The organism is Pseudomonas sp. NPDC087804, from assembly GCF_044742965.1.
In the GTDB taxonomy this organism is placed as follows: Bacteria; Pseudomonadota; Gammaproteobacteria; order Pseudomonadales; family Pseudomonadaceae; genus Aquipseudomonas; species Aquipseudomonas rustica.
Map to the genome: position 1 here is coordinate 16109 of NZ_JBIUVN010000001.1, position 22784 is coordinate 38892.

A 22784-nucleotide genomic window follows, 5' to 3' on the forward strand; every position below is an offset into this window, starting at 1 on the left:
CAGGAGTCGCCCAATGGATCGCCTTTCTACTTTGCTCAGCCACTTCGGTGTGAATGCCGGCACCTTTCACAGCGGCGCGTTTTGCGGCATCAGCGTGCATGAGGGCGAGCCGTGCGGGCATGTGCATCTGTTGCAGGCGGGCGAGTTGCTGCTCAGGCCGGGTAACGAACGCGAGCTCAGGCTGAGTGAACCCTCGCTGATTTTCTTTCCGCGACCGTTTCCCCATCGAATGTCTGCCGACGAGTCCATGGACACCCGCGTGGTCTGTGCCACGCTGACGTTCGACGGCGGTTCGGGCAATGCACTCGCCACCGCGTTGCCGGATTATCTGGTGCTGAAACTCAGCGACATTCCCGAACTCGGCAGCACGCTGGAGTGGTTGTTCAAGGAAGCCTTCGAAGGACATTGCGGGCGGGTTGCGGTGATGGATCGGTTGTTTGAACTGCTGGTGATTCTGCTGTTGCGCCACCTCATCAGCAGTCGCGATCAACAACCGGGGATGATGGCCGGACTCGCCGATCCGCGTTTGTCGCGGGCCTTGATCCAGATGCACGAGCAACCGCATAAACCGTGGAGCGTGGCCGAGCTGGCCAGCGTCGCCAACCTCTCGCGCGCCAGTTTTGCCGAGCAGTTTCGCCGCGTGGTCGGGCAGACGCCGGCCGATTATCTGCTGAGCTGGCGGGTCAGCCTGGCGCAGAAACGTTTGCGCGAGGGCAAGCCAATTGCGCTGATCGCCGCAGAGGTCGGTTACGAAAGCCCTTCGGCGCTGGCTCGCGCGTTTCGCCGCAAGACCGGGCTCAGCCCGCGCGAGTGGAAGGCTGGCGCTTAGGGATTATTTGGCGAACTTCTTCGCCCCGGCGACACACAGAATGACGCCCAACGTCACCGCGAGCATGCCGACGCTGACGTGTTCATGCAGCAACCTCGCCGCCAGCGCCAGGCCAAAAAACGGCTGCAACAACTGCAACTGACCCACCGCCGCAATCCCGCCCTGCGCCAGGCCGCGATACCAGAACACAAAACCGATCAACATGCTGAACAGCGACACATAGCCCAGGCACAACCACGCCGACAGGCTGATGGTGCTGAACGAGGCGGGCGCCAGCCACAGACTGAGTACAGCCATCAGCGGCAGCGACAGCACCAGCGCCCAGCAAATCACCTGCCAGCCGCCGAGGCTGCGCGACAGTTTCGCCCCTTCGGCGTAGCCCAGACCGCAGGCGACGATGGCGGCCAGCATCAGCAAGTCGCCGGTGGGCGAAGCGGTCAGGCCTTGAGAGATCGCAAACCCCACCACCAGCGCACTGCCGAGTACCGAGAAAATCCAGAACACCGGACGCGGCCGTTCACCACCGCGCAACACGCCGAAAATCGCTGTCGCCAGTGGCAGCAATCCTACAAAGACAATCGAATGTGCTGACGTCACGTGTTGCAAAGCCAACGCAGTCAGCAGCGGAAATCCGAGCACCACGCCCATCGCCACGATGAACAACGACAGCCATTGATCGCGTGTGGGGCGCCGTTCGCGAAACAGCCACAGCAGTGCCACGGCCAATACCCCAGCGATGGCGGCACGCAATACCGTGAGAAACACCGGGTCGAATTCAAGCACCGCCAATCGCGTGGCGGGCAGTGAGCCGCTGAAAATCACCACGCCAATAAAGCCGTTGATCCAGCCGCTGGTTTTTTCCAGTGCCGGGTTTGTCAGATTCGAGGTTCGTTCCATGCCAGGTCGCGCTCAAAAGTGGGGTTGTGTCATTTCAATCCTATGGCTGAGAATCAGGACAATCAAAGAATTGTCATGGATACAGCCGACATGCCGCGCTCCCGATACAAGACGCTGGTTGATACTTACGCCGATGACATTCGCTCGGGTCGCCTGTCGCCGGGCACGCGCCTGCCGACGCACCGGCAATTGGCGGCGAGCGAAGGGCTGGCGCTGGTCACCGCTTCACGGGTTTATGCCGAACTGGAGGCGATGGGCCTGGTCAGTGGCGAGGCCGGGCGCGGCACTTTTGTGCGGGAAACCTCGTTGTCGCCGGGGCAGGGCATCGATCAGAAGGACGTCGCGGTCGGCATGATTGACCTCAATTTCAACTACCCGTCGTTGCCCGGTCAGGCCGATCTGCTGCGCACGGCGCTGCGGCAGTTGGCGTTGTCGGGCGATCTCGAAGCGCTGCTGCGTTATCAGCCGCACGCCGGTCGCGCTCATGAGCGCGCGTCGGTTGCGCAACATCTGCTAAGCCGTGGCGTGCAGGTCGAGGCCGAGCAAGTGCTGATCGTCAACGGTGCGCAGCAAGGGTTGGCCGTGACGCTGATGGCGCTGCTTAAACCGGGTGATGTGATCGCCGCCGACGCGTTGACCTATTCCGGGTTCAAAGTGCTGGCCGAAGCGCTGCATCTGGAAGTGGTGGCGTTCCCCACGACCGAACACGGCCCGGATCTGCCTGCGCTGGACAAGCTCTGCCGGCAGCGTGCGGTGCGCGCCGTTTACAGCATGCCGACGTTGCACAATCCGCTGGGTTGGGTAATGCCGATTGATCAACGTGAACAACTGGTGGCGATCGCCCGACGACATGATCTGACAATCCTCGAGGATGCGGCCTACGCCTTTCTGGTGGAAAACCCACCGCGCCCGCTGATTGATCTGGCGCCGGAGCGCACGGTGTACGTGTCGGGACTGTCGAAAAACATCGCCACCGGTTTGCGCGTCGGATTTATCGCCGCGCCCGTGGGGATGGTGCCGGCGCTGGAACGCGTCATTCGCGCCACGACCTGGAACACGCCCGGCGTGATGACTGCAATTGCCTGCGGCTGGCTCGACGATGGCACGGTCATTGAGCTTGAGAAACAGAAACGTACCGACGCCAAGGCACGGCAAACATTGGCCGCCGAGTTGCTCAAAGGACTTTCGTGGATCGGCCATCCGTCTTCGTACTTTTTATGGCTGCCGCTGCCGGAAGATGTGCGCGCCGATCAGATCGTCGTGGAACTGCAGCAGCAACAGATCTCCGTCACCACGGCCGAACCATTTGCCGTGTCCGCCCATGTGCCGCATGCGATTCGGCTGGCGCTGGGCTCGGTGGACATGGCCGTTTTGCGTCAGGCATTGATCACCGTCAGAAAGATCATCGGCGCTTACCTGTAAAAAACTGCCTTGCACAAAATGTTAGGCTTGCCGCAATTGTGTAGCGCCTGTTTTTGGATCGTTCGATGAAAACCACTGCTTTACTGTCCCTGGCCTTGAGCCTTATCGCCACCTGTTCAACTGCCCAAGCCGCCGGCGACCCTGAAGCAGGGGCAAAAATCTTCCCGCGTTTGTGTGGTGGTTGCCATCAGGTCGGTGAGTCGGCCCGCCCCGGTTTCGGCCCGGAACTCAACGGCATCGTCGGTCGGCCTGCCGGTACTTCGGCCAATTACGTCTATTCCGACGCGATGAAAAACTCCGGCGTGACCTGGGATGCCGACACGTTGAGGGCGTATCTCAAAGACCCGAAAGGCGTGGTGCCAGGCACGCGGATGATTTTCTGGGGCCTGAGCGATGAAGAGAAACTCGACAACCTGCTCGCCTACCTGCAGACGTTCTCGGAACACCTGTAGGAGATGCCGAAGGCTGCGATCTTTTGATCTGGTTTTTTAAGGGCAAGATCAAAAGATCGCAGCCTTCGGCAGCTCCTACGGGGATTGTGGGGTGTCGGTCTGTTTGGTGAACCATTGCATCACCGATGCACACGCCGGGTGCGTCGCCGCTGACGGCTGCAAGCACAGCGAATAAATGCCGCCGGTTTTCAGCGGTGGGCCGAACGGCACCACCAACACACCGCGCTCCAGCGACTCCGCGGCCAGCGTCATGTCCGTGACCGCTACGCCCAACCCGCGCGCCGCCGCATCCAGTGCCAACTCATCAAGGTTGAACGGGATGTGTCGGTAATCCTCCAGCGGTTTTCCATTATTCGCCGCCAGCCATTCGAACCACGCCTGACGATCAGCCGAGCGATGCAGCAAGGGAAAACGCTGCAACTCGTCCACTGATCGCGGTGCGCCCGGCAGATTGGGCGCGCACACCGGCACCAGCGTTTCTTCAAACAGCGTCAGATACGTCGGGTCGCTGGCCGCTTGCGGCAGATACAGAATGTACGCGTCGCTGTCGCTGGCCGGCTCAACCACTTCGGTGGCGACCGTCTCAATCGCCAAGGAAACCTCGGGATGGCTGAAGTAAAAGTCGCTGAGTTTGGGCAGCAGCCAGCGCACCGCCAGCGACACGTGCATGCGGATGCGGAATGGCCGCTCCTGTGGGGCGAGGCGCTCTTCGAGATTTTTCAGTTGTTCGAGAATGCTGCGCGCGCTGGCCAGCACCTGCTCGCCTTCTGCGGTGAGGCGCAGGCTGCGGCTGGTGCGGATAAACAGCGCGACATTGAAGTGACCCTCCAATTGCTGGATCTGCCGACTGACCGCGCTTTGGGTCAGGCACAGCTTCTGCGCCGCCAGAGTGAAGCTGCCGCAATCGGCGACTTCGACCAGTGCCTGCATGGCTTGAAGGGACGGTACGTGGCGAATTTTATCCATGCGATTTCAGAATGACTCGATGATTTTATAACGTTGGTCGGTCTGACGTAGACCTTATAGATTCTAGCTCTGGCGGCGATCTTCTCAAGGTGTCCATGCGATTCACGCATGCACTTTACACAGAGGCAAGCCGTTGAACGACAGTCCTATGAGGTGATGCATGGAAAACATATGCGGCTGGATCGCGCAGGCTGGCCATTCGCCGGAGCGCGGTCGCCTGAGCGGCGCGCAGAAGGCCGATTGGCTGGTGATTGGCGCTGGAATTACCGGGCTCAGCGCTGCACACACGCTCGCCGACATGCACCCGCAGGCGCGCATCGTCGTGGTCGACCGGCAGCGCGCGGCGCAAGGCGCGTCGGCGCGTAACTCGGGGTTCGTCGTTGCTCATGAACACCCGGCGCACAGTGAATTGATCGGCACCGCCGGGTTTGCCGGATTTGAAACCGACACGATGATTTCCCGGGCGGCCAGCGAAGAAGTCCGTCAGCGCATCGGCCAGCACGCGATCGAGTGCGACTTTCGCGACAGCGGTTATTACTTTGCGGTCAACGACGCGGCCAAGCTTGATCATGTCGAGGCCAAACTGGCGACGTTGCGCGCGCTCGGTGCCCGGGCCGAATTTCTGCAGGGCGAACAGTTGGCGCAAAAGCTCGGTACCCGTCACTACGCCGCCGCGATCTGGTGTGGCCACGGCAATGCGCTGCTGCAACCGGCCAAGTATGTGAAAGGTTTGCTCAACGCACTGCCGGGCAACATCACCGTGTATGAGGACACCGACATCGCCAGTGTCGAGCGTCTGAGTCAGGGCGGGCTGCGCGCCAACGCGGCTAACGGCAGCGTTGAAGCGAAGAAAGTGCTGGTGTGCCTGAACGCGTTTATTCCTCGGGTCGGCATCAACGACAGCGGCACATTCCCGATGGAGCTCAGCGCCAGTCTGACGCGGCCGCTGACCGATCACGAGTTTCAGGCGATTGGCGCGGTCGAGCCGTGGGGCGTGCTCTCGACCCGGCCGCTCGGCGCCACCGTGCGCCTGACCCCGGATCGCCGCGTGATGATCCGCAACACCGCCGAATACCGCACGCGCGACCTGTCCAACGGCGCACTAGCGCAACGTCGCCAGCATCATGTACTTGGATTGCAGCGGCGTTTTCCCTTCCTCGACGAGCGCGACATTCAATTCACCTGGACCGGTCATTTGAGCGCTACCCGCAGCGGTCAGGCGTATTTCGACCGGGTGGAAGAGGGCGTGTACGCCGTGGCGGGCTGCAACGGTTCCGGCGTTGCGCGCGGAACCTTGTGGGGCCGACTGCTGGCAGAACTGGCCTCGGGCGTTGACTCGCCACTGTTGCAATCAGTGATGCAGCGCGCCGAACCCGGCTGGTTGCCGCCGCGTCCTTTCTTCGACATCGGTGCCATGCTTCGCATGCGCGTGGAGGCGGTCAGGGCCAGAACAGAAATCTGAAAATCCGCGTACCGCAGAAGAACAAAAGCCACTTCCTTTCAGGTGATAGAACATGCGCATCAATACGCTCACCCTGGCGATCGCCCTCGCTGCAACGTCGGCGGCCGCTTGTGCCGACGAAACCGTCAATATTTCCAACTGGAACAGCTACATCGCCCCGGACACGCTGGCCAATTTCACCCAGACCAGCGGCATCAAGACCACTTACGACATCCACGACAGCAACGAAGTGCTGGAGTCGAAGTTGATGACCGGCAACACCGGTTATGACGTGGTCAGCCCGTCGAACCACTTTCTCTCGCGCCTGATCAAGGCCGGGGCGATCCAGAAACTCGACAAGTCGCAACTGCCGAACTGGAAAAACCTCGACCCGGTGCTGATGAAGAAACTCGAAGTCAATGATCCAGGTAATCAGTACGGCTACCCGTACATGTGGGGTACGGCTGGCATCGGCTACAACGTCGAAAAAATCAAAGCGATCTTCGGCAGCACCGACATCACCCGCTCGTGGAAGATGTTTTTCGACGAAGAGAACATCAAGAAACTGAGCCAGTGCGGTGTGGCGATCATCGACAACCCGACACAGGTGCTGCCGATCACCCTCAACTACCTCGGCTTGCCGCCGCACAGCCACGAACCGGCCGACTACAAACAAGCTGAGCAGGCCTTGCTGAAAATCCGCCCGTACATTCAGTATTTCCACGCCTCGAAATACATCAGCGACCTGGCCAACGGCAACGTCTGCGCGGTGATCGGTTTCAACGGCGACATCGTTCAAGCGGCGGCGAGCGCCAAGGAAGCCAAGAACGGCATCGACATCGCCTATTCGATCCCGACCGAAGGCACGACATTGTGGTTCGACATGATGGTCATGCCGAAAAGCGCGCCGCATGAAAAGAACGGCTACGCCTACATGAACCACCTGCTCGAACCGAAGGTGATTGCCAATATCAGCAACAGCATCCATTACGCCAATCCGAATGCGGCGGCCAATGAGTTTCTCAATCAGGACGTGATCGGCGATCCGGCGATTTATCCGCCAAAAGAAGTGATGGACAAATTGTTCACCGTCGAAGAACTGCCGGCAGCGATTGCGCGGCTGACGACGCGGTTGTGGACGAAGTTGAAGACCAATACCTGACCCCCCGCGACAACGGTGACACTGGTGGGATGGGCGATTTTGGGTTATTGCTGACAGCGCGGCATGTCGCCGAAACCAAGGAGCTTTCCATGAAATCTTTGTTGCTGGCAGCACCTTTGTTGCTCATCGCATCAGTGGCCCACGCTGGCATCCCGATGCTCAATGCCACTTGCCCGGGCAAGATCGAAGTTCACGCCGATGAGGGCGGGCCGATCTACATCAATGGCAAGGAAGCCAAGCTGAAGAAATTCAACGACAACTATTTCGAGGCCAAAGGCGCGAGCGTGACCATTTCGCTGAGCATCAATCCCGATGGTTCACCGGGGGTGTCGTACACCGGGAAGAACAAGGCCAACGGGATCTGCGAAGTGAAGCAGGGCTGATCAGGCGATCTGGTTACGCCCGGCGGCTTTTGCCCGGTACAGCTGTTGGTCAGCGCGTTTGATCAGCAGGGTCTGGCTGTTGTCAGCCGGATCCGCCAGGCCGATGCCGATGCTGACGGTCATGTTGCCGACATGAGGGAAATGCGCGTTGGCGATGGCTGTGCGGATTTTCTCGGCGACCACTTCAGGGGTATCCGGTTGCGCGACTTCCGGCAACAACACCGCAAACTCTTCACCACCGTAGCGCGCCACGAAATCGGTGCTGCGGGTGCTCTCGCGAATCAGTTGCGCCAGTTGCACCAGCACGTCATCGCCGATGGCGTGGCCGTAGGTGTCGTTGATCCGTTTGAAATGATCGGCGTCGATCAGCAGCAAGGCAAACGGGCGGCCGGTACGGCGGAACAGCAGGTTGTACTCGGTAAGCTTTTCGTCGAAGCGACGACGGTTGAAAACGCCGGTCAGGGAATCGTGGGTCGCCAGACTGAGCAGTTCGGCGTTGGCTTGGGTGAGGGCCGCCGTGCGTTGCGCGACGGTGGCTTCCAGTGAGGCATTGGCCTCCTGCAACTGACGTTCTTTGCCGAGCAGTGATTGCGTCATCGCATCGATCGACTGGCCGAGTTGGGCAATCTCCTGCACCGGATGTTGCAGCGGGAAGTGTGCGCCGGGCTGATTGTTCTGTACGCGTTTGGCCGAGCGAGCGAGTTGTTCAATCGGGCGGCTGAGGTACAGCGCCAGGTAGTACGCCACCAAGCCACAACCGATTGCCGCGAACACGCCCAACAGCAACAGTTTGTAGAGCAGCAGGCGAGCCGGTTGCAGGGCAGTGTCCAGCGGTTGGCGCACAGCAATCGACCACGACAATGCAGTGCTCGACGGTGTCGGTACGGTCACACGGCTGGTCAGATAACCATCGCCGACCGTCCAGCCCGGCGAGTTCGGATCGTTGGCCGCGACCTGTTGGCCCATCAACGCCTCCGGGTACAGCACTTTACCGTCATGATCGATGATCAGCGCTTCGAGATCCGGCGCCGAATCCTTGTGCGACACCGCCGCCGATTCGACAATCCGCGTCACCCAGCTCCAGTGTGCGTGAGCCCCCAGCACACCAATCACCTGACCGTCGGCGTTGTGAATGGGCGCGGCGAAGTCAATGAAGCGCAACGGTTCGCCATTCGGCAATCCCGGCAGCAATTTGGCGAGTAACACGGCTTCGTGCGGATCACCGGTGTACTCATTGCGCAGACCAGCCTGGAACCACGGCCGTTGCTGCACCGATTGACCGACGAGCAAACCGTTTTACGGCCTGATGCACGAGACCGTCGGCATCGGCCACGCCCATCCACGCATATTCGGCGCGGGCCTGGGTGCGCAACTGCATCGACTTGAGAATCGCCGGGTTGTCCAGATCGCCGCGCTCCAGATGCGGCGCTCGACTGAGCAAATAAACCTCAAGTTGCCGCTCGCGCAACTGTTCGCCGAGCAATGCCGCCGCCGAGCGCGCGGTGCTCAGCAGCGCATTGCCACTGGCCTGTTTCATCTGCTCGGTGGCGATATGACCGACGTAGAAACCCACGCTCAGCAGCGTCAGCAGGGATAAACCGGCAAACCAAAGAGTGAGATGGCTACGCAGACTGGCTTTGAGCATGGGCGAGCGGATTCTGTTTTGAAGTTGTGGCCGGATGGTATGCGCAATGATCGACCGACCGCCAGTCGTCACTTGCGCCAGGATTTGTCAGACCCGTCGCTGACCCTTGTAGGAGCTGCCGCAGGTTGCGATCTTTTGACTTTATTACCTCGCCGCCCGCACACACAATTCACCGGTGCTCCGCATCAACGCCAACTCGTGCAGCGCATCCTGCGCCAACCCCTTGCGCGCCTCCGCCAGCCAGCTCGAACAATTCGGATCCCGACGGTAAGGCGCGAAATCAGCGTACTGCTGCAACAATCGGCTCTGCAGCTCATCCAGTCGCGGCCGAATCTGCTTGCCCAGATCCGGGCGTGCAGTGTTCGGCGCCACACCCGCCGCTTGCCATTGTGCGAGCAAACCGTACTGCACCAGTTTATTGGCCTCCATTTGCGCAGCAATCAATTGCGCCACGTCTTCAGCATCAAGTTTGCGCTCGGCGGCCAGCGTGCGCGCATTGGCAATCACCTGCGCTTCACGCGCGCTGTCCTGAATCGGCTTGCCGCTGTCCCACTTGGTCAGCGCTACCAGATCGCCGATGTTCAGGCGCTCGTTCAATGTCATCAACAACGGCTTCAAGGCTTCGGGAGCAGCGCTGGGGGTGGCGGCGCAAGCGCTGCCGGCGAGGAGAACAAGGAGGGCGCTGGTCAGCAGATTTGTAACGTGCGGCATGAGCAAAATCTCAATCACGAACAATGGGTGGAGTGTTGTTTACCACAGACTCCGGCATCGCTTCAGGGCGAAATTAAACACGAAGCTTAAATGTTAATTGCGCCCCGCCGACAACTCATCGAAGCTATCCTCCTTAAGCCTTCCTGCCGTCGAGATGGACCTCCTGCCCCATGCAAACCCCAGCCGTCACCAAACCCCTCTGGCAAACGTATTTGTTGTTCCTCGCCCCGATGGTGTTGTCGAATTTTCTGCAGTCGATGTCGGGCACGGTGAACAGCATTTACATCGGCCAGATGCTCGGCACTCAGGCGCTGGCGGCGGTGTCGGGGATGTTTCCGATCATCTTCTTCTTTATCGCGCTGGTCATCGGCCTTGGCGCGGGCGCGGGCGTGTTGATCGGTCAGGCGTGGGGCGCGCGCGAGCCGCACATGGTTAAAGCCATCGCCGGCGCAACGTTGTTGCTGGGTGTGCTGATTGGTTTGATCGCGGCGGTGCTCGGCAGTGTGTTCGCGCGGCAGGCGTTGACCGGATTGGGCACGCCGGCGGATGTGCTGGACGATGCGGTGGCCTACGCGCACGTGATGATGTGGATTCTGCCGTCGATGCTGGTGTTTGTGCTATTCACGCAATTGCTGCGCGGCGTGAGCGACACACTGTCGCCGCTGCTGGCGCTGATCGTCTCGACCAGTGTGGGTCTGGCGCTGACCCCGGCGTTGATTCGCGGCTGGTTTGGCCTGCCGCAACTGGGCATTCAAAGTGCGGCGTACGCGGGCCTCGCCGGTAACCTCGCGGCGATGGCGTGGCTAGCGTGGCGCTTGATCCGCAAGGGCCATCCGCTGGCGCCGGATCGAGAGTTTTTTGCAGCGCTGCGGCTCAACGGTGCAATCCTCGGCAAGGTGCTGCGCATCGGCCTGCCGACCGGCGTGCAGATGATTGTTCTGTCGTTGTCGGAACTGGTGATTCTGGCGCTGGTGAATCAGCACGGTTCGCAGGCGACGGCGGCATATGGCGCGGTGACGCAGATCGTCAACTACGTGCAGTTTCCGGCGTTGTCGATTGCCATCACTGCGTCGATTCTGGGCGCACAGGCGATTGGTGCCGGGCGTCTGGAGCGCATGGCGCCGATTCTGCGCACGGGTTTGCTGATCAACGTGTGCCTGACCGGTGGGTTGATTGTGCTGGGTTACCTGCTGTCGCACTGGTTGCTTGGCTTGTTCCTGACCGAAGACTCAACCCGGGCGATGGCCGAGCATCTGCTGCACATCATGCTCTGGAGCCTGTTGGTGTTCGGCTTCCAGGCGATCATCGGCGGGATCATGCGCGCCAGTGGCACAGTGCTGGTGCCGGTGATCATTGCGATTATTTGTGTGGTCGGCGTGCAGTTGCCGGCGGCGTACTGGCTTGATGGCCAGTACGGTTTGCAGGGTGTGTGGATGGCGTTTCCGGTGGCGTATCTGGGGATGCTGGTGTTGCAGACGCTGTATTACAAACTGGTGTGGAAGCATCAGAAGATCGAGCGGATGGTTTGAACTTCAAACCCTGATCCCGAAGTGGCGTAACCGTCGGTTGTTTGCTTTAGTCAATCGAGGCCCTCGACGGTAAGCGCTGCCCGGAGAATCCCATGTCGATCCGATTGCTGCTCGCTGCCGCGCTTTGCCTGTGCGCCGTGCCGATTGCCCAGGCGGTCGAATACAACCGGGTCAACACGACCGCCAGTCAGATCAGCTTCACCTATAACCAGATGGGCTCGCGGATGTACGGCACGTTCGGCAAGTTCGAGGCGACGCTGAACTTCGACTCCGACAATCTCGCCAACGCCCACACCACGCTGCACATCGACCTCACCAGCATCGATGCCGGCAGCGAAGACGCCAACACCGAACTGGTGAAACCGGCGTGGTTCGACACGGAAAAATTTCCTGTGGCGGTATTCGAATCGAGCCATTTCACGCAAGTGGCCGAAAACCGCTACCTGATCGCCGGCCAGCTCACCCTCAAAGGCATCACCCGCGACGTGCAGGTGCCGGTTGAATTGAAGCCGGAGAACGCCATCGGCATTTTTGACGGTGAGCTGCTGCTCAAGCGCGACGAGTTTGGGCTCGGCGCGGGGGAGTGGGCGGACACGGTGGTGTCGAAGGACATCGCGATCAAAATCAAAGTGGTGGCGCCGCAGCAGTAATACCCCGATTTTCCCAATGTAGGAGCTGCCGAAGGCTGCGATCTTTTGATCCTGTTTTTAAAAGACAAGATCAAAAGATCGCAGCCTTCGGCAGCTCCTACAGGGGTTGGCGCAGGGACAAGGTATGATGTCGCGGTTTTCTGCCGGAGTTCAGCTGCCATGCCTCGCATCACCCACTACAAATCCCCATGCCCCGAGGGCGTCAACAGCCAGATTCTGCAAATGGTCGTCGACTACCTGACCGACATCAGCGCGGTTGGCCTGGGCCCGAGCAACCTGCTGTACAACGTGTATCAGTACGCGGTGGGCTACGAGGTGCATTTGTATCTGGAAGCGTTGAATGGCGACAAGGGCACCGAAGTCGAGTTGCTGGTGGCGACCGCCGATGAAGATCCGGAACAGGTGATCGGTTTCCTTTTGTACCTGCCGGTGCAGGGCGACTGGGAAGCGTGCAGCGTCGCCTACATGGCGGTGCGCGAAGGGCACCGGCGGCAAGGCGTGGCGCGGGCGATGATCGGTGAAATGCTTGGGCGTTATCCGCATGCGGAGCTGGGCTGCACCGTCGGCAAAGTCCCGTATTTCGAAGCGCTGGGCTTTGAGGTGATCGGCTCGCGTGAAACTCAAGTGCTGATGAGCACCCGGCATTACCGCAGCAACGGCTTGCGCGGTTTCATCGACACCACGCCGATTTACCGCTCACTGGAAGTGCAGCAGATTCACACGTATCTGCTACAGAAAAACAGCAAGCGCGCGATGCTCGATGCCGAGAAGCAGCGCGATCGCCATCTGGATCAAACCACTCGCCACACGGAAGAATTTGTCCGTCAGCGACTGACCCTGCACTAGAGCCTGACAGTGGCGCGTTCGACCATTGCGATGATGGTTGCGAACAACTCGTTGATCGCGTCCTCGGCGCTGATTTCACCGTTGGCGGCAGCGTGCGACAGCGCTTCGGCGGCGCCGAGCATTGCACGTAGTCCGGCAGCAGTGATCGTCCCGCCATTGGCGTAAGGCGCCAGGTCGCGGCGGCACTTTTCGAGGAAGATCGCCTCGTACTCCCGCTTGATTTTCTCCAGTTCCGGGGTGCTCGCCAGCGCGGCGATGATCCCCGGAATTTCCGTTCCCTGAAACATCACACAATCGACATACGCCTCGGCAATCACTGAAGCGGTGCCGACGAGTGTCGGCTCGCATTCGGCGATCGCGGCGTCCATCACCACGGTCTGGCGTGCATCGAAATCGCGGTACAACGCCGCAAGCAAACCGGCGCGGGTGATGAAATGGTCGTAGACCACCGGTTTGGTCACGCCGGCCTTTTCGGCGAGATAGCCGAGGGTCAGCGCATCGGTGCCCTCAGCGCGGATGATCTGCCAAGCGACATCAAGCAACTGGCGCAGGCGATCCTCACGGGAAAGGCGTTTGCGCGGTTGCGCAGGGGAATTCTGTTTGGTCAGTTGATCAGTTGACATGGTTTATATACCAAAGGTAACTTAAGCTTCGTAACTTACCAAGAGTATATAAGCCTTGGTCAGCCCCACCAACCGGAGAATTGCCATGCACGCATTGATTGTTGTTGCTCATCACGATCCGCGCTCACTGACCCACAGCGTTGCCACACAAATTGCTGCCGGCCTGACCGAAGCCGATCCGGCCAACACCTTTGAGATCGCCGATCTCTACGCTGAAGGCTTCGAACCGCGTTTCGGCGCTGCGGATTTTGCCGTGCATCATCGCGAGGCCTCGCCGCCGGAGGAGGTGCTGGCGGAACAGGCACGCATTGATCGCGCCGATGCGTTGGTGCTGGTTTACCCGGTTTACTGGTGGTCGATGCCGGCGCTGCTCAAGGGCTGGATTGATCGGGTGTTCAGCAATGGCTGGGCGTTCGATTTTGCGGGTGACTTGAAGCATGTGAAGTTGCTGCAGCGTTTGCGCGTGCACCTTGTACAACTCGCCGGGGCGGACGAACGCACCTATGAACGCCACGGATATGGTGCGGCGATGAAGGCGCAGATTGAACACGGGATTTTCGATTACAGCGGGGCGACGGTGCTGAGCTCGACGTTGCTGCCGGAGTCGGAGTTGCGCGAGCCGCAGTTGCAGCTGCAAGTGGCCCGGAAACTCGGTTATCAGATGTTCACATAACCCCTGTAGGAGCTGCCGAAGGCTGCGATCTTTTGATCTTGTTTTTTAAAAGCAAAATCAAAAGATCGCAGCCTTCGGCAGCTCCTACAGGGATTTGTGGGGTTATCGCGAGCCAGGCCAGCCTGCCTTTTCGAGGGCGGCTAGCAAGGTTTGTGCATCCAGCCCCTGAACCGAATGGCCATTGCCTTCAGTGCTCTCGCTGGCCAGCAAGGCATTGATGATCGCTTCCTCAACCGCCTCGGTGGCGGCCAGAAACAGCTCGCTGATGTGATCGTTATTGACCATCCGCAAGCCGTCACACGTCGGCGCACCTTTGCTTTCATAGGCCGCCGGCGGCACGTGATCATTACCCGTGGCGAAGGCGATAAAGATGTCGCCGCTTTGATCTTCATTGCCGCCACCGGTGCGTGCCAGACCGACGCTCGCCCGTTGCGCCAGGCGTGTGCACTGATGCGGCAACAACGGCGCATCGGTGGCCAGGCAAACCACGATCGAACCCATGCCAGGATGCGGCAATGCGGCGCGCAAAAACGGTGAATCCTTCTGTTCCATGTAGCGCCCGACCGGGTAGCCGTCAACCCGTAACTGGTTGCGAATGCCATAGTTGGCCTGGACGATCGCGCCCACTGTCCAGCCGCCCTGCGTAGCGCTCAATCGCCGCGACGAAGTGCCGATGCCGCCCTTGAATTCATGGCAGATCATGCCGCTGCCACCGCCGACCGCGCCTTCCACAACCGGGCCGTCGACCGCGTTGTGCAGGGCTTCGGCGACATGTTCAGGTTTGACGTGGAAGCCGTTGATGTCATTGAGCAACCCGTCGTAAGTCTCCAGCACCACCGGCATGTTCCAGTAGAGACGGCCATCGTCCGGTTGCTGCTGACGATCCAGCACAATCAGCGCATCGCGCACCACGCCGAGGCTGTGGGTATTGGTGAAGGCGATCGGACTGGTCAACAAGCCCGCCTCGCGAATCCACTCAAGACCGCTGGCGTCACCGTTGCCATTGAGCACATGCACGCCAGCGAAACACGGTTGCTGGTTGGTCGAACCCTGACGCGGTTCGATCAGGGTGACGCCAGTGAAAATGTCACGACCGGCCGTGCTTTTACCGCGCACGTTGCTGTGGCCGACACGCACACCGGGCACGTCGGTGATCGCATTGAGCGGGCCGGGCTGCATCTGGCCAATGCGGATGTTGAGGTCACGGGCACGAGGTTTCATTGATTTCTGTCTCTCCATAAAAATCTTACATGTGTCGCGATCTCTGTAGGAGCTGCCGCAGGCTGCGATCTTTTGATCTGCAAAAACAACGTCAAAAGATCGCAGCCTGCGGCAGCTCCTACAGGAAATGCGTTGGTCTTGCTGATCAGTGGTCACCGGTTGATATCCCCTCGATGACCCCGCATGATTCGGCACTTCCGGCCGCTGCGGCCGGTGTTGATCAAGTGCGGTCAGCCTATCGATCCGATCGCGCCTGACCCATTCCCATCATGGGTTACACAAAAGGGGTAGAGCGTGGACGCGTTGTTGCAGGAATTGCCTGTGCATCAAAGTCTGGCGCGGGTCTTCACCTGTGTCGGGCAGGACGGATTCTGGCGGGCGCTGGTCGATACCTTGCGCCTGCTGGTGCCGATGGATAACGCCTTGGTCGCGGTGATGAAGGCGGGCCAGGCGCCGCAATTGCTGATTGATATCGACAGCAAGGGCGCTGTCGAGGAGCAGGAAAACCTCGCCGATTACACCGCCGGCATGTACCTGCTCGATCCGTTTTATCAGGCCGCTTCGGCGGGGCTCGCTGATGGCTTGCACAGCCTGGCGTCGGTGGCGCCTGACCAGTTTTTGCAGAGCGAGTACTACCAGAGCTACTTCCACTCGGTGGTAGGCGCGGATGAGTTGCAGTTCATGATTAACGTTGATGGCAGCGTGTTGGGCTTATCGATGGGCCGTTCGACGCCGTTCGAAATGGCCGAGCAGGGCCGGCTGCTGTGTGTGCGCGACTGGGTGCTGGCAGCGATGCGCCGGCATCTTCAGCTAATGCCGCCGCAAGGAGCGGTTGCTGAAGTGCTGGTCGGCGATCTGGCGACGTTGCTGGATCGTTTTGATGCGCGGCTGACGGTGCGTGAAAACGACACGGCGCGGCTGATCTTGCAGGGTTTCTCGAGTAAGGCGATCGCCCAGCAGATGGGGATTTCGCCGGAAACGGTGAAAGTGCATCGGCGCAATCTCTATCAAAAGCTCAATGTCACCGGACATGGTGAGCTGTTCGCCCTGGTGCTGCGCCCGAACTGACTCTCCACCCCCCTGTAGGAGCTGCCGAAGGCTGCGATCTTTTGATCTTGTTTTTAAGAGATCAGGATCAAAAGATCGCAGCCTTCGGCAGCTCCTACAGGGATTTTGGTTGTGTCAGGAAGTGCGTTTGAAGACCAGGGCTTTAAGGCCGCTTTCGGGATCGATGTCGGGAAATTCCGGCGGGTTTTCCAGCCGCTGTTCAAAGCGCAAACTCGGCGCTTCCTGCGTCACGCCATCAATCAAAAAGTCCGAACCAAACGCGGGGTCATTCATGCAGGCCAGCACCGTGCCGTCCGCCGTCAGCAACTCCGGCAGACGGCGCAACACGCGCTGATAATCCTTGGTCAGCAAAAAACTGCCTTTCTGAAACGACGGCGGGTCGATGATCACCAAATCGTACGGGCCGCTGTTGATCACCTTGCCCCAGGACTTGAACAGGTCGTGGCCGAGGAAGCTGACTTTGCCGGTGTCATGGCCATTCAAACGGTGATTGTCGCGACCACGGCTGAGCGCGGCGCGGGACATGTCCAGATTGACCACATGGCTGGCGCCACCCTCAATGGCCGCCACGGAGAAACCGCAGGTGTAGGCGAACAGGTTCAGCACGCGCTTGCCGTCGGACTGTTCGCGCACCCAGTTGCGCCCGTAACGCATGTCGAGAAACAGCCCGGCGTTCTGCTTTCGGCCCAGGTCGACGCGGTATTGCAGACCGCCCTCGACGATGGTCATTTCATCGATCTCATCGCCCAACAGCCATTCGGCGGTGCTCTGCGGCAGATAACGGTGCTGGATCAGCAACGTGTGCGCTTTGGACTGCTGCCATTCGGCCGAAGAAGTGATGTCGAGCAACACGCGCTTGAGATCTTGCAGTTGCTCCGGCGCCGGCTCCTTGAACAGCGACACCAGCACCACGCCTTGCAGCCAGTCCACCGTGACCTGTTCCAGCCCCGGCCAGCAACGCCCGCGCCCATGAAACAAGCGACGGGTTTCGCCCGGTGCGCTGGCGAGTGCCGGCAGCAAATGGGCGTGGAGGGTGGCGAGGGCTTCAGGGTTCATCGGTCACGGTCGGCAAGCAAATGGGCCGGCATTTTAACCACAATTACGCCACTTCGAACGTTTGTCTCAGGATTGCCAATCCGACCATTTGGAAAACTCCTGTATCAAAAATGAATTTCTACAGAACGCGCTGCTCATACCAGATAAGCAGCGGATTCAAGCCGCTAAATCGTTAATGCTATTCAGGGAGTGCAGTTTCATGTGCCCATCACCAACGGCGGACGCGCACCTTCCTGGCGGGTTGATTCTGGTAGTTGAGGATGATCCGTTGATTCTGGAGTTTCTTTGCGAAATTCTTCAGGAGGAAGGTTTCAAGGTCGAGCCGCATAGCAGCGCCGACGCAGCCAAGTTATATCTGGACGAGCACGCGCCGGAAGTGAATCTATTGCTGACCGACATCACCATGCCCGGCACCCTCAACGGCGCCGATCTGGCCAACCTGGTCGGCGATCGCTGGCCGGACAAACCGGTGATGGTCATGTCCGGTTATGAAACGCCGGAGACGTCTGGGGTCAAGCACTCGGTCGCGTTCATCAAGAAACCCTGGGCGATCGGCCAGTTGCTCGATTGCGTCGAGAGTGCCTTCAAGTCCAAGGCTCCGCGTCTGCACTGACAAGTGCTACATTGCCGGGCAAATTTGCCCGGCCCTTGCCAGAGGATGCGACCCTTTGTCTGCTCACAATGATCTTTTCGACCGCGCGTTTGGCGCGTTCCTGTTCGACATGGACGGTACCGTCCTCAACTCCATCGCCGCCGCCGAGCGGATCTGGTCAGCCTGGGCCGTGCGCCATGGCGTCGATGTCGAGGCGTTTCTGCCGACCATTCATGGCGCACGGGCGATCGACACGATCAATCGCCTGAACCTGCCGGGCGTGGACGCGGAGGCACAAGCGGCGTTTATTACCGCAGCGGAGATCGAGGATGTTGAAGGCATTGTCGAGATTCCGGGGGCGGCGGCGTTTCTCAATCAATTGCCAAAGGATCGTTGGGCCATGGTGACGTCGGCGCCGCGCGATCTGGCATTGCGGCGGATGGCGGCGGCGGGGATTCCCGAGCCGGCGGTGATGATTACGGCTGAGGATGTGAAGGCGGGCAAGCCGGATCCGGCGGGTTATCTGCTGGCGGCTAAACGCTTGGGGCTGGAACCGGCGGATTGTCTGATTTTTGAGGATGCTGCCGTTGGGATTCAAGCCGCTGAAGCGGCGGGCGCGTCGTTGATGATCATCACCACGACGCATCAGCATCAGCTTGAAACCGAGCACGCGACACTGGCCAGTTACGACGCGATCCGCGTCCAAATCGACAACGACGGCCTGCACCTACAGCCTGCCTGAAGCTGTCCCCCTGTAGGAGCTGCCGAAGGCTGCGATCTTTTGATCTTGTTTTTTTAAAAGACCAAGATCAAAAGATCGCAGCCTTCGGCAGCTCCTACAGGGGGTGCGGCGTTAGTAGACACCCGGTAACAAGCGCCAGCTCCGGGCGCAGTAGGCGTCATACTCGGCGCCAAACTGCCCGCGCAGCAGCGCCTCTTCTGAATGAATACGCGCGATCAACGGGATCAACGTCAGCGCCGCCAGCAGCAACCCGACGGTTGAACGAAACGCCAACGCCCATCCCAGCGCATTCACCACCAACCCCAGATAACTCGGGTTGCGCAGGTGTTGATAAATCCCATCGGTCACCAACCGATGCCCCGGCTGAATCGCCACCAACCCACTGAACCGGTGGCCCAAGACAAACACCGGCCACAAGCGCAGCGCCCCGCCAATGATGAACAACAACGCGCCAAGCCAGCGCACACCTTCGCCGCCAAACGTCCAGAAATTCAGCCGATCGCAGTAAGCCGGCAGAAAACCGCTGAGCAAACCAATCACGCCAAACGCCGGAAGCACCCAGCGATTGGCGCGATCCTCGCGTTCGCCGGAACTCAGGTTGACCTCGGTAAACATCGACGCGATCACCATCGCCACAGTGGCCAGCGCGACCACCACCAGCGAGCCGTGGGAAAAGAACATCCCCACGCCACCAATGCCCCACACCGCCAGGCCCAGATAGGCGAGGGTGGCGAGCACGGCGACCACGGTCATTTGCGCTGACATTCTCATGGCGTTCTCACGGCGGCATACACACTCTTGCAGTGTAGATCCCCGTAGGAGCTGCCGAAGGCTGCGATCTTTTGATCTTGTTTTTAGAAGAACAGGATCAAAAGATCGCAGCCTTCGGCAGCTCCTACAGTCATTGGCGGTGCACACAGAATTTGCGTATGCCGGCAATTCCTGTGGGAGCGAGCCTGCTCGCGAATGCGGTGGCTCAGTCAATATTGCCGGTAACGGGCAGACCGCTTTCGCGAGCAGGCTCGCTCCCACAAGGGACAGGTTGTGCGGCGGTGAGGACTTTGCGGAAAGTTTCCACCAACGGCCGCAAATTGATCCGGTGCCAAGCCGCCCACAACGGTGTGGTAAACGCCAGCCACGGCACCTCGCGCAGCACCACTCCCGGCGGCGCGTTATGGCTCAGGCCTTTCTGAATCATCGCAATTCCCAGCCCCGATGCCACCAGCCCCAGCGCGGTAAATGGCTCAGTCGCCTGCATGCGCACATCCGGCGTAAACCCTGCGCGGATGCAGGCGCTGACAAACTCATCACTCGCATCCTGACGTGGCTGCACGCCGATCCATTCCTGATCCGCCAGATCCTGCGGGCTCAACACCGCCTGCTGCGCCAGCGGATGCTGTTCCGGCAGCGCCAGCAGCATCGGATCATCCAGCACCTGAAAACCCAGTAGATCCGCGTCGTCATCGGTCGGCGGCTCACTCACCAATGCGATATCGAGACTACGCTGACGCAGGCCTTCGAGTTGCTCGGCGGAACTCAAGTTGTACAGCGCGACGTGGACATTCGGCCGATCGACCCGCAACACACGCAAGGCATTGGGCAAAACCCCGGCGTGCATGGCGTTCTCGATATAGCCGATGCACAAACCGCCTTCTTCGCCACGACCCAAGCGTTTACCGAGGGATTCGAGGCGATTGGCGTGCGTGAGCAGTGCGCGGGTTTCGGCGAGAAAGGTCTGGCCATCGCGGGTCAGGCGAATGCGCTGCTGGCTGCGTTCGAACAGCGTCAGGCCGAGGCGCTCTTCAAGCTGAGCGATCTGCCGGCTCAGTGGCGACTGGGAAATATGCAGCCGTTCGGCGGCGCGGCCGACGTGTTCTTCCTCGGCGACGGCGACGAAGTAGCGCAATTGGCGGATGTCGATCATGTCAGACCTATAGGGACTCAAGTGCTGCGCATTATGTCTTGGACGGTCTCGGTGTCGCAATCTAGGATCTGCTCAACGGTCACGCAGACCACCAACGAATGAGGACAATCCGATGAGTTTGAAAGACAAACTGCCCGGCCAACTGGGCTTCGGCACCGCACCACTGGGCAACATGTTCCGCGCCATTCCCGAAGCAGAAGCGCAGGCCACTGTGCATGCTGCGTGGGATGCCGGCGTGCGTTACTTCGACACCGCACCGTTTTACGGCTCGGGCCTGTCGGAAATTCGCCTCGGCGAAGCCTTGAAGCAATACAAGCGCGACGACTATGTGCTGAGCAGCAAGGTTGGCCGGGTGATTCTCGATGAAGTCGAAGACGCTGCAGCCCGCGATCTCGGCGAAAAAAGCGGCGTGTTCGAACACGGTCGCCCGAACAAAATCGTCAATGACTACAGCGCCGACGCGACCCTGCGCTCGATTGAAGACAGCCTCAAGCGTCTGCAAACCGATCGCCTCGACATCGTCTGGGTACACGACATCGCTCAGGACTTTTACGGCGATCAATGGCTGGAATACTTCAATCAGGCTCGTACTGGCGCGTTCAAAGTGCTGACCCGTTTGCGCGAAGAAGGCGTGATCAAGGGCTGGGGCCTGGGCGTGAACAAAGTCGAACCGTGCGAGTTGACCCTTGATCTGACCGAAGCGCAGCCTGATGGCTTCCTGCTGGCCGGGCGCTACACGCTGCTCGATCACGAACGTCCGTTGCAACGTTTGATGGACTCGGCGCTGGCGCAGAATGTCGAAATCGTCGTCGGCGGCCCATACAGCTCGGGCATTCTGGCCGGTGGTTCGCACTTTGAATACCAGAAAGCCAGCCCGGAAGTGATCGCTAAAGTTGAACAGATCAAACGCATCGCCGCCGCTTACAACGTTGATGTGAAAGCCGCCGCGCTGCAATTTTCGTTGGCCAATCCTGCCGTTGCTGCGGTGATTCCCGGCGCGAGCAAACCCGGCCGCATCGCTGAAGATGTCGCGGCGTTGTCGGCGGTGATTCCTGCCGGTTTCTGGCAGGCCATGCGTGAGGCAAAACTGGTTTCTGAACGCGCACCATTACCCATCGATGAGGTGAAAGCATGAAGATTGATCTGAGTGGAAAACTGGCCATCGTCAGCGGCAGCACCGCTGGGATCGGTCTGGGCATCAGCCAGTCGCTGGCCGAAGCCGGCGCCACGGTGGTGGTGATCGGCCGCGACAACGGCAAGGTCGAGCAGGCGTTGGCGAGCATTCGCGAGAAAGTGCCGGGCGCGCAATTACGCGGTCTGGCGGCCGACCTCGGCACGGCGGAGGGCGCGCAGACACTGTTCGCCGCCGAACCGCGCGCGGACATTCTGGTGAATAATCTTGGCATCTTCGACGCCGTCGATTTCTTCGAAGCGCCGGACAGCGAGTGGACCCGTTTCTATGAAGTCAACGTGATTTCCGGCGTGCGCCTGGCGCGGCATTACGTGCCGGCAATGGTCGAGCAGGGCTGGGGGCGGGTGATCTTTCTGTCCTCGGAATCCGGGGTGGCGACGCCGGCCGACATGATCAATTATGGCGTGACGAAAAGCGCCAACCTCGCGGTGTCCCACGGTTTGGCCAAGCGCTTGGCGGGCACTGGTGTCACGGTGAACGCGATTTTGCCGGGGCCGACGTTCACCGATGGCCTGCAAGACATGCTCAAGGATGCCGCCGCCGAGTCTGGCCGCAACTTGCGCGATGAGGCCGACGCCTTTGTGCTCAAGGCTCGCCCGACCTCGATCATTCAGCGTGTTGCGGATGTTGAAGAAGTCGCGCACCTGGTGACTTACATTGCTTCGCCGTTGTCCTCGGCTACCACGGGCGCTGCGTTGCGCGTCGATGGCGGCGTGGTCGACAGCCTGACTATTTGAATTCTTGAGAGAGACGTTTATCC

The 22784-nt window shown here is 60.1% G+C and carries 23 protein-coding genes and 1 pseudogene; 15 read left to right on the top strand and 9 right to left on the bottom strand.

Translation table 11 applies throughout. The features are described 5' to 3' along the window. Window positions 1-13: 13 nt before the first annotated feature. Complete coding sequence (locus tag ACIOMO_RS00110) at window positions 14-829, top strand: AraC family transcriptional regulator (RefSeq protein WP_159815212.1); 816 nt, start codon at window positions 14-16, stop codon at window positions 827-829. Between the two features lie 3 nt (window positions 830-832). Here the strand turns inward: ACIOMO_RS00110 and ACIOMO_RS00115 are convergent, their stop codons facing one another. Continuing rightward, window positions 833-1726, bottom strand: a complete 894-nt coding sequence (locus ACIOMO_RS00115) for a DMT family transporter (RefSeq protein ID WP_401237382.1) — start codon at window positions 1724-1726, stop codon at window positions 833-835. A 90-nt stretch (window positions 1727-1816) separates the two neighbouring features. On the opposite strand from ACIOMO_RS00115, the gene ACIOMO_RS00120 reads away from it, so the two are divergent. After that, window positions 1817-3148 carry a PLP-dependent aminotransferase family protein gene (locus ACIOMO_RS00120; RefSeq protein WP_401237384.1) on the top strand — a complete coding sequence of 444 codons (1332 nt, stop codon included), beginning with the start codon at window positions 1817-1819 and terminating at the stop codon, window positions 3146-3148. 65 nt (window positions 3149-3213) lie between these two features. Next, a complete protein-coding gene (locus ACIOMO_RS00125; RefSeq protein WP_159815215.1) occupies window positions 3214-3600 on the top strand; it encodes a cytochrome c family protein in 387 nt (128 codons plus the stop codon). A gap of 75 nt (window positions 3601-3675) precedes the next feature. On the opposite strand, the gene ACIOMO_RS00130 is transcribed toward ACIOMO_RS00125, so the two are convergent. After that, window positions 3676-4566, bottom strand: a complete 891-nt coding sequence (locus tag ACIOMO_RS00130) for a LysR family transcriptional regulator (RefSeq protein ID WP_401237386.1) — start codon at window positions 4564-4566, stop codon at window positions 3676-3678. A 160-nt stretch (window positions 4567-4726) separates the two neighbouring features. Between ACIOMO_RS00130 and ACIOMO_RS00135 the strand changes: the two genes are divergently transcribed. From ACIOMO_RS00135 to ACIOMO_RS00145, 3 genes are all read left to right on the top strand, one after another. Next, a complete protein-coding gene (locus ACIOMO_RS00135) occupies window positions 4727-6028 on the top strand; it encodes an FAD-binding oxidoreductase (RefSeq protein ID WP_212544671.1) in 1302 nt (433 codons plus the stop codon). A gap of 52 nt (window positions 6029-6080) precedes the next feature. Then, complete coding sequence (locus tag ACIOMO_RS00140) at window positions 6081-7169, top strand: polyamine ABC transporter substrate-binding protein (RefSeq protein ID WP_401237388.1); 1089 nt, start codon at window positions 6081-6083, stop codon at window positions 7167-7169. Between the two features lie 89 nt (window positions 7170-7258). Next, the gene (locus tag ACIOMO_RS00145) at window positions 7259-7552 is read left to right on the top strand and encodes a hypothetical protein (RefSeq protein WP_053121533.1); all 294 of its coding nucleotides are present in this window, start codon (window positions 7259-7261) and stop codon (window positions 7550-7552) included. Here the strand turns inward: ACIOMO_RS00145 and ACIOMO_RS00150 are convergent. Together ACIOMO_RS00150 and ACIOMO_RS00155 are read right to left on the bottom strand one after the other, a co-directional pair. After that, window positions 7553-9197, bottom strand: a pseudogene (locus ACIOMO_RS00150) (diguanylate cyclase). Between the two features lie 144 nt (window positions 9198-9341). Next, window positions 9342-9908 carry a chorismate mutase gene (locus ACIOMO_RS00155; RefSeq protein ID WP_401237390.1) on the bottom strand — a complete coding sequence of 189 codons (567 nt, stop codon included), beginning with the start codon at window positions 9906-9908 and terminating at the stop codon, window positions 9342-9344. Window positions 9909-10078: 170 nt separating this feature from the next. Between ACIOMO_RS00155 and ACIOMO_RS00160 the strand changes: the two genes are divergently transcribed. The 3 genes from ACIOMO_RS00160 to ACIOMO_RS00170 all read left to right on the top strand — a co-directional run bounded on the left by ACIOMO_RS00160 (window position 10079) and on the right by ACIOMO_RS00170 (window position 12933). Continuing rightward, window positions 10079-11437 carry an MATE family efflux transporter gene (locus tag ACIOMO_RS00160; protein ID WP_053121529.1) on the top strand — a complete coding sequence of 453 codons (1359 nt, stop codon included), beginning with the start codon at window positions 10079-10081 and terminating at the stop codon, window positions 11435-11437. 92 nt (window positions 11438-11529) lie between these two features. Further along, the gene (locus ACIOMO_RS00165; RefSeq protein WP_401237392.1) at window positions 11530-12087 is read left to right on the top strand and encodes a YceI family protein; all 558 of its coding nucleotides are present in this window, start codon (window positions 11530-11532) and stop codon (window positions 12085-12087) included. 159 nt (window positions 12088-12246) lie between these two features. Continuing rightward, on the top strand, window positions 12247-12933 hold the full coding sequence (locus tag ACIOMO_RS00170) for a GNAT family N-acetyltransferase (protein WP_053121525.1): 687 nt from the start codon (window positions 12247-12249) through the stop codon (window positions 12931-12933). On the opposite strand, the gene ACIOMO_RS00175 is transcribed toward ACIOMO_RS00170, so the two are convergent. Continuing rightward, window positions 12930-13556, bottom strand: coding sequence for a TetR/AcrR family transcriptional regulator (locus tag ACIOMO_RS00175; RefSeq protein ID WP_401237394.1), 627 nt, complete (start codon window positions 13554-13556; stop codon window positions 12930-12932). The genes ACIOMO_RS00170 and ACIOMO_RS00175 overlap by 4 nt on opposite strands. A gap of 85 nt (window positions 13557-13641) precedes the next feature. On the opposite strand from ACIOMO_RS00175, the gene ACIOMO_RS00180 reads away from it, so the two are divergent. Continuing rightward, window positions 13642-14229, top strand: coding sequence for an NAD(P)H-dependent oxidoreductase (locus ACIOMO_RS00180; RefSeq protein WP_401237396.1), 588 nt, complete (start codon window positions 13642-13644; stop codon window positions 14227-14229). 102 nt (window positions 14230-14331) lie between these two features. Here ACIOMO_RS00180 and ACIOMO_RS00185 read toward each other — a convergent pair whose 3' ends face one another. Further along, window positions 14332-15450 carry a P1 family peptidase gene (locus ACIOMO_RS00185; RefSeq protein ID WP_401237398.1) on the bottom strand — a complete coding sequence of 373 codons (1119 nt, stop codon included), beginning with the start codon at window positions 15448-15450 and terminating at the stop codon, window positions 14332-14334. Between the two features lie 294 nt (window positions 15451-15744). On the opposite strand from ACIOMO_RS00185, the gene ACIOMO_RS00190 reads away from it, so the two are divergent. After that, window positions 15745-16518: a LuxR C-terminal-related transcriptional regulator gene (locus tag ACIOMO_RS00190; protein ID WP_401237399.1), complete on the top strand. Its 774-nt coding sequence runs from the start codon at window positions 15745-15747 to the stop codon at window positions 16516-16518. A gap of 114 nt (window positions 16519-16632) precedes the next feature. On the opposite strand, the gene ACIOMO_RS00195 is transcribed toward ACIOMO_RS00190, so the two are convergent. Then, a complete protein-coding gene (locus ACIOMO_RS00195; RefSeq protein ID WP_053121515.1) occupies window positions 16633-17574 on the bottom strand; it encodes a class I SAM-dependent methyltransferase in 942 nt (313 codons plus the stop codon). Window positions 17575-17773: 199 nt separating this feature from the next. Here ACIOMO_RS00195 and ACIOMO_RS00200 point away from each other — a divergent pair, with 199 nt between their 5' ends. Together ACIOMO_RS00200 and ACIOMO_RS00205 are read left to right on the top strand one after the other, a co-directional pair. Then, a complete protein-coding gene (locus tag ACIOMO_RS00200; RefSeq protein ID WP_053121513.1) occupies window positions 17774-18187 on the top strand; it encodes a response regulator in 414 nt (137 codons plus the stop codon). 55 nt (window positions 18188-18242) lie between these two features. Continuing rightward, a complete protein-coding gene (locus ACIOMO_RS00205; RefSeq protein ID WP_401237401.1) occupies window positions 18243-18908 on the top strand; it encodes an HAD family hydrolase in 666 nt (221 codons plus the stop codon). 111 nt (window positions 18909-19019) lie between these two features. Here the strand turns inward: ACIOMO_RS00205 and ACIOMO_RS00210 are convergent, their stop codons facing one another. Next, window positions 19020-19679: an isoprenylcysteine carboxylmethyltransferase family protein gene (locus ACIOMO_RS00210; protein ID WP_053121509.1), complete on the bottom strand. Its 660-nt coding sequence runs from the start codon at window positions 19677-19679 to the stop codon at window positions 19020-19022. Between the two features lie 205 nt (window positions 19680-19884). Next, window positions 19885-20832, bottom strand: a complete 948-nt coding sequence (locus ACIOMO_RS00215) for a LysR substrate-binding domain-containing protein (RefSeq protein WP_401237403.1) — start codon at window positions 20830-20832, stop codon at window positions 19885-19887. A gap of 112 nt (window positions 20833-20944) precedes the next feature. Between ACIOMO_RS00215 and ACIOMO_RS00220 the strand changes: the two genes are divergently transcribed. Continuing rightward, a complete protein-coding gene (locus tag ACIOMO_RS00220; RefSeq protein ID WP_159814705.1) occupies window positions 20945-21967 on the top strand; it encodes an aldo/keto reductase in 1023 nt (340 codons plus the stop codon). Beyond that, window positions 21964-22761, top strand: a complete 798-nt coding sequence (locus tag ACIOMO_RS00225) for an SDR family NAD(P)-dependent oxidoreductase (protein WP_053121494.1) — start codon at window positions 21964-21966, stop codon at window positions 22759-22761. The genes ACIOMO_RS00220 and ACIOMO_RS00225 overlap by 4 nt, the downstream gene beginning before the upstream one ends. The last annotated feature ends 23 nt before the right edge of the window (window positions 22762-22784 follow it).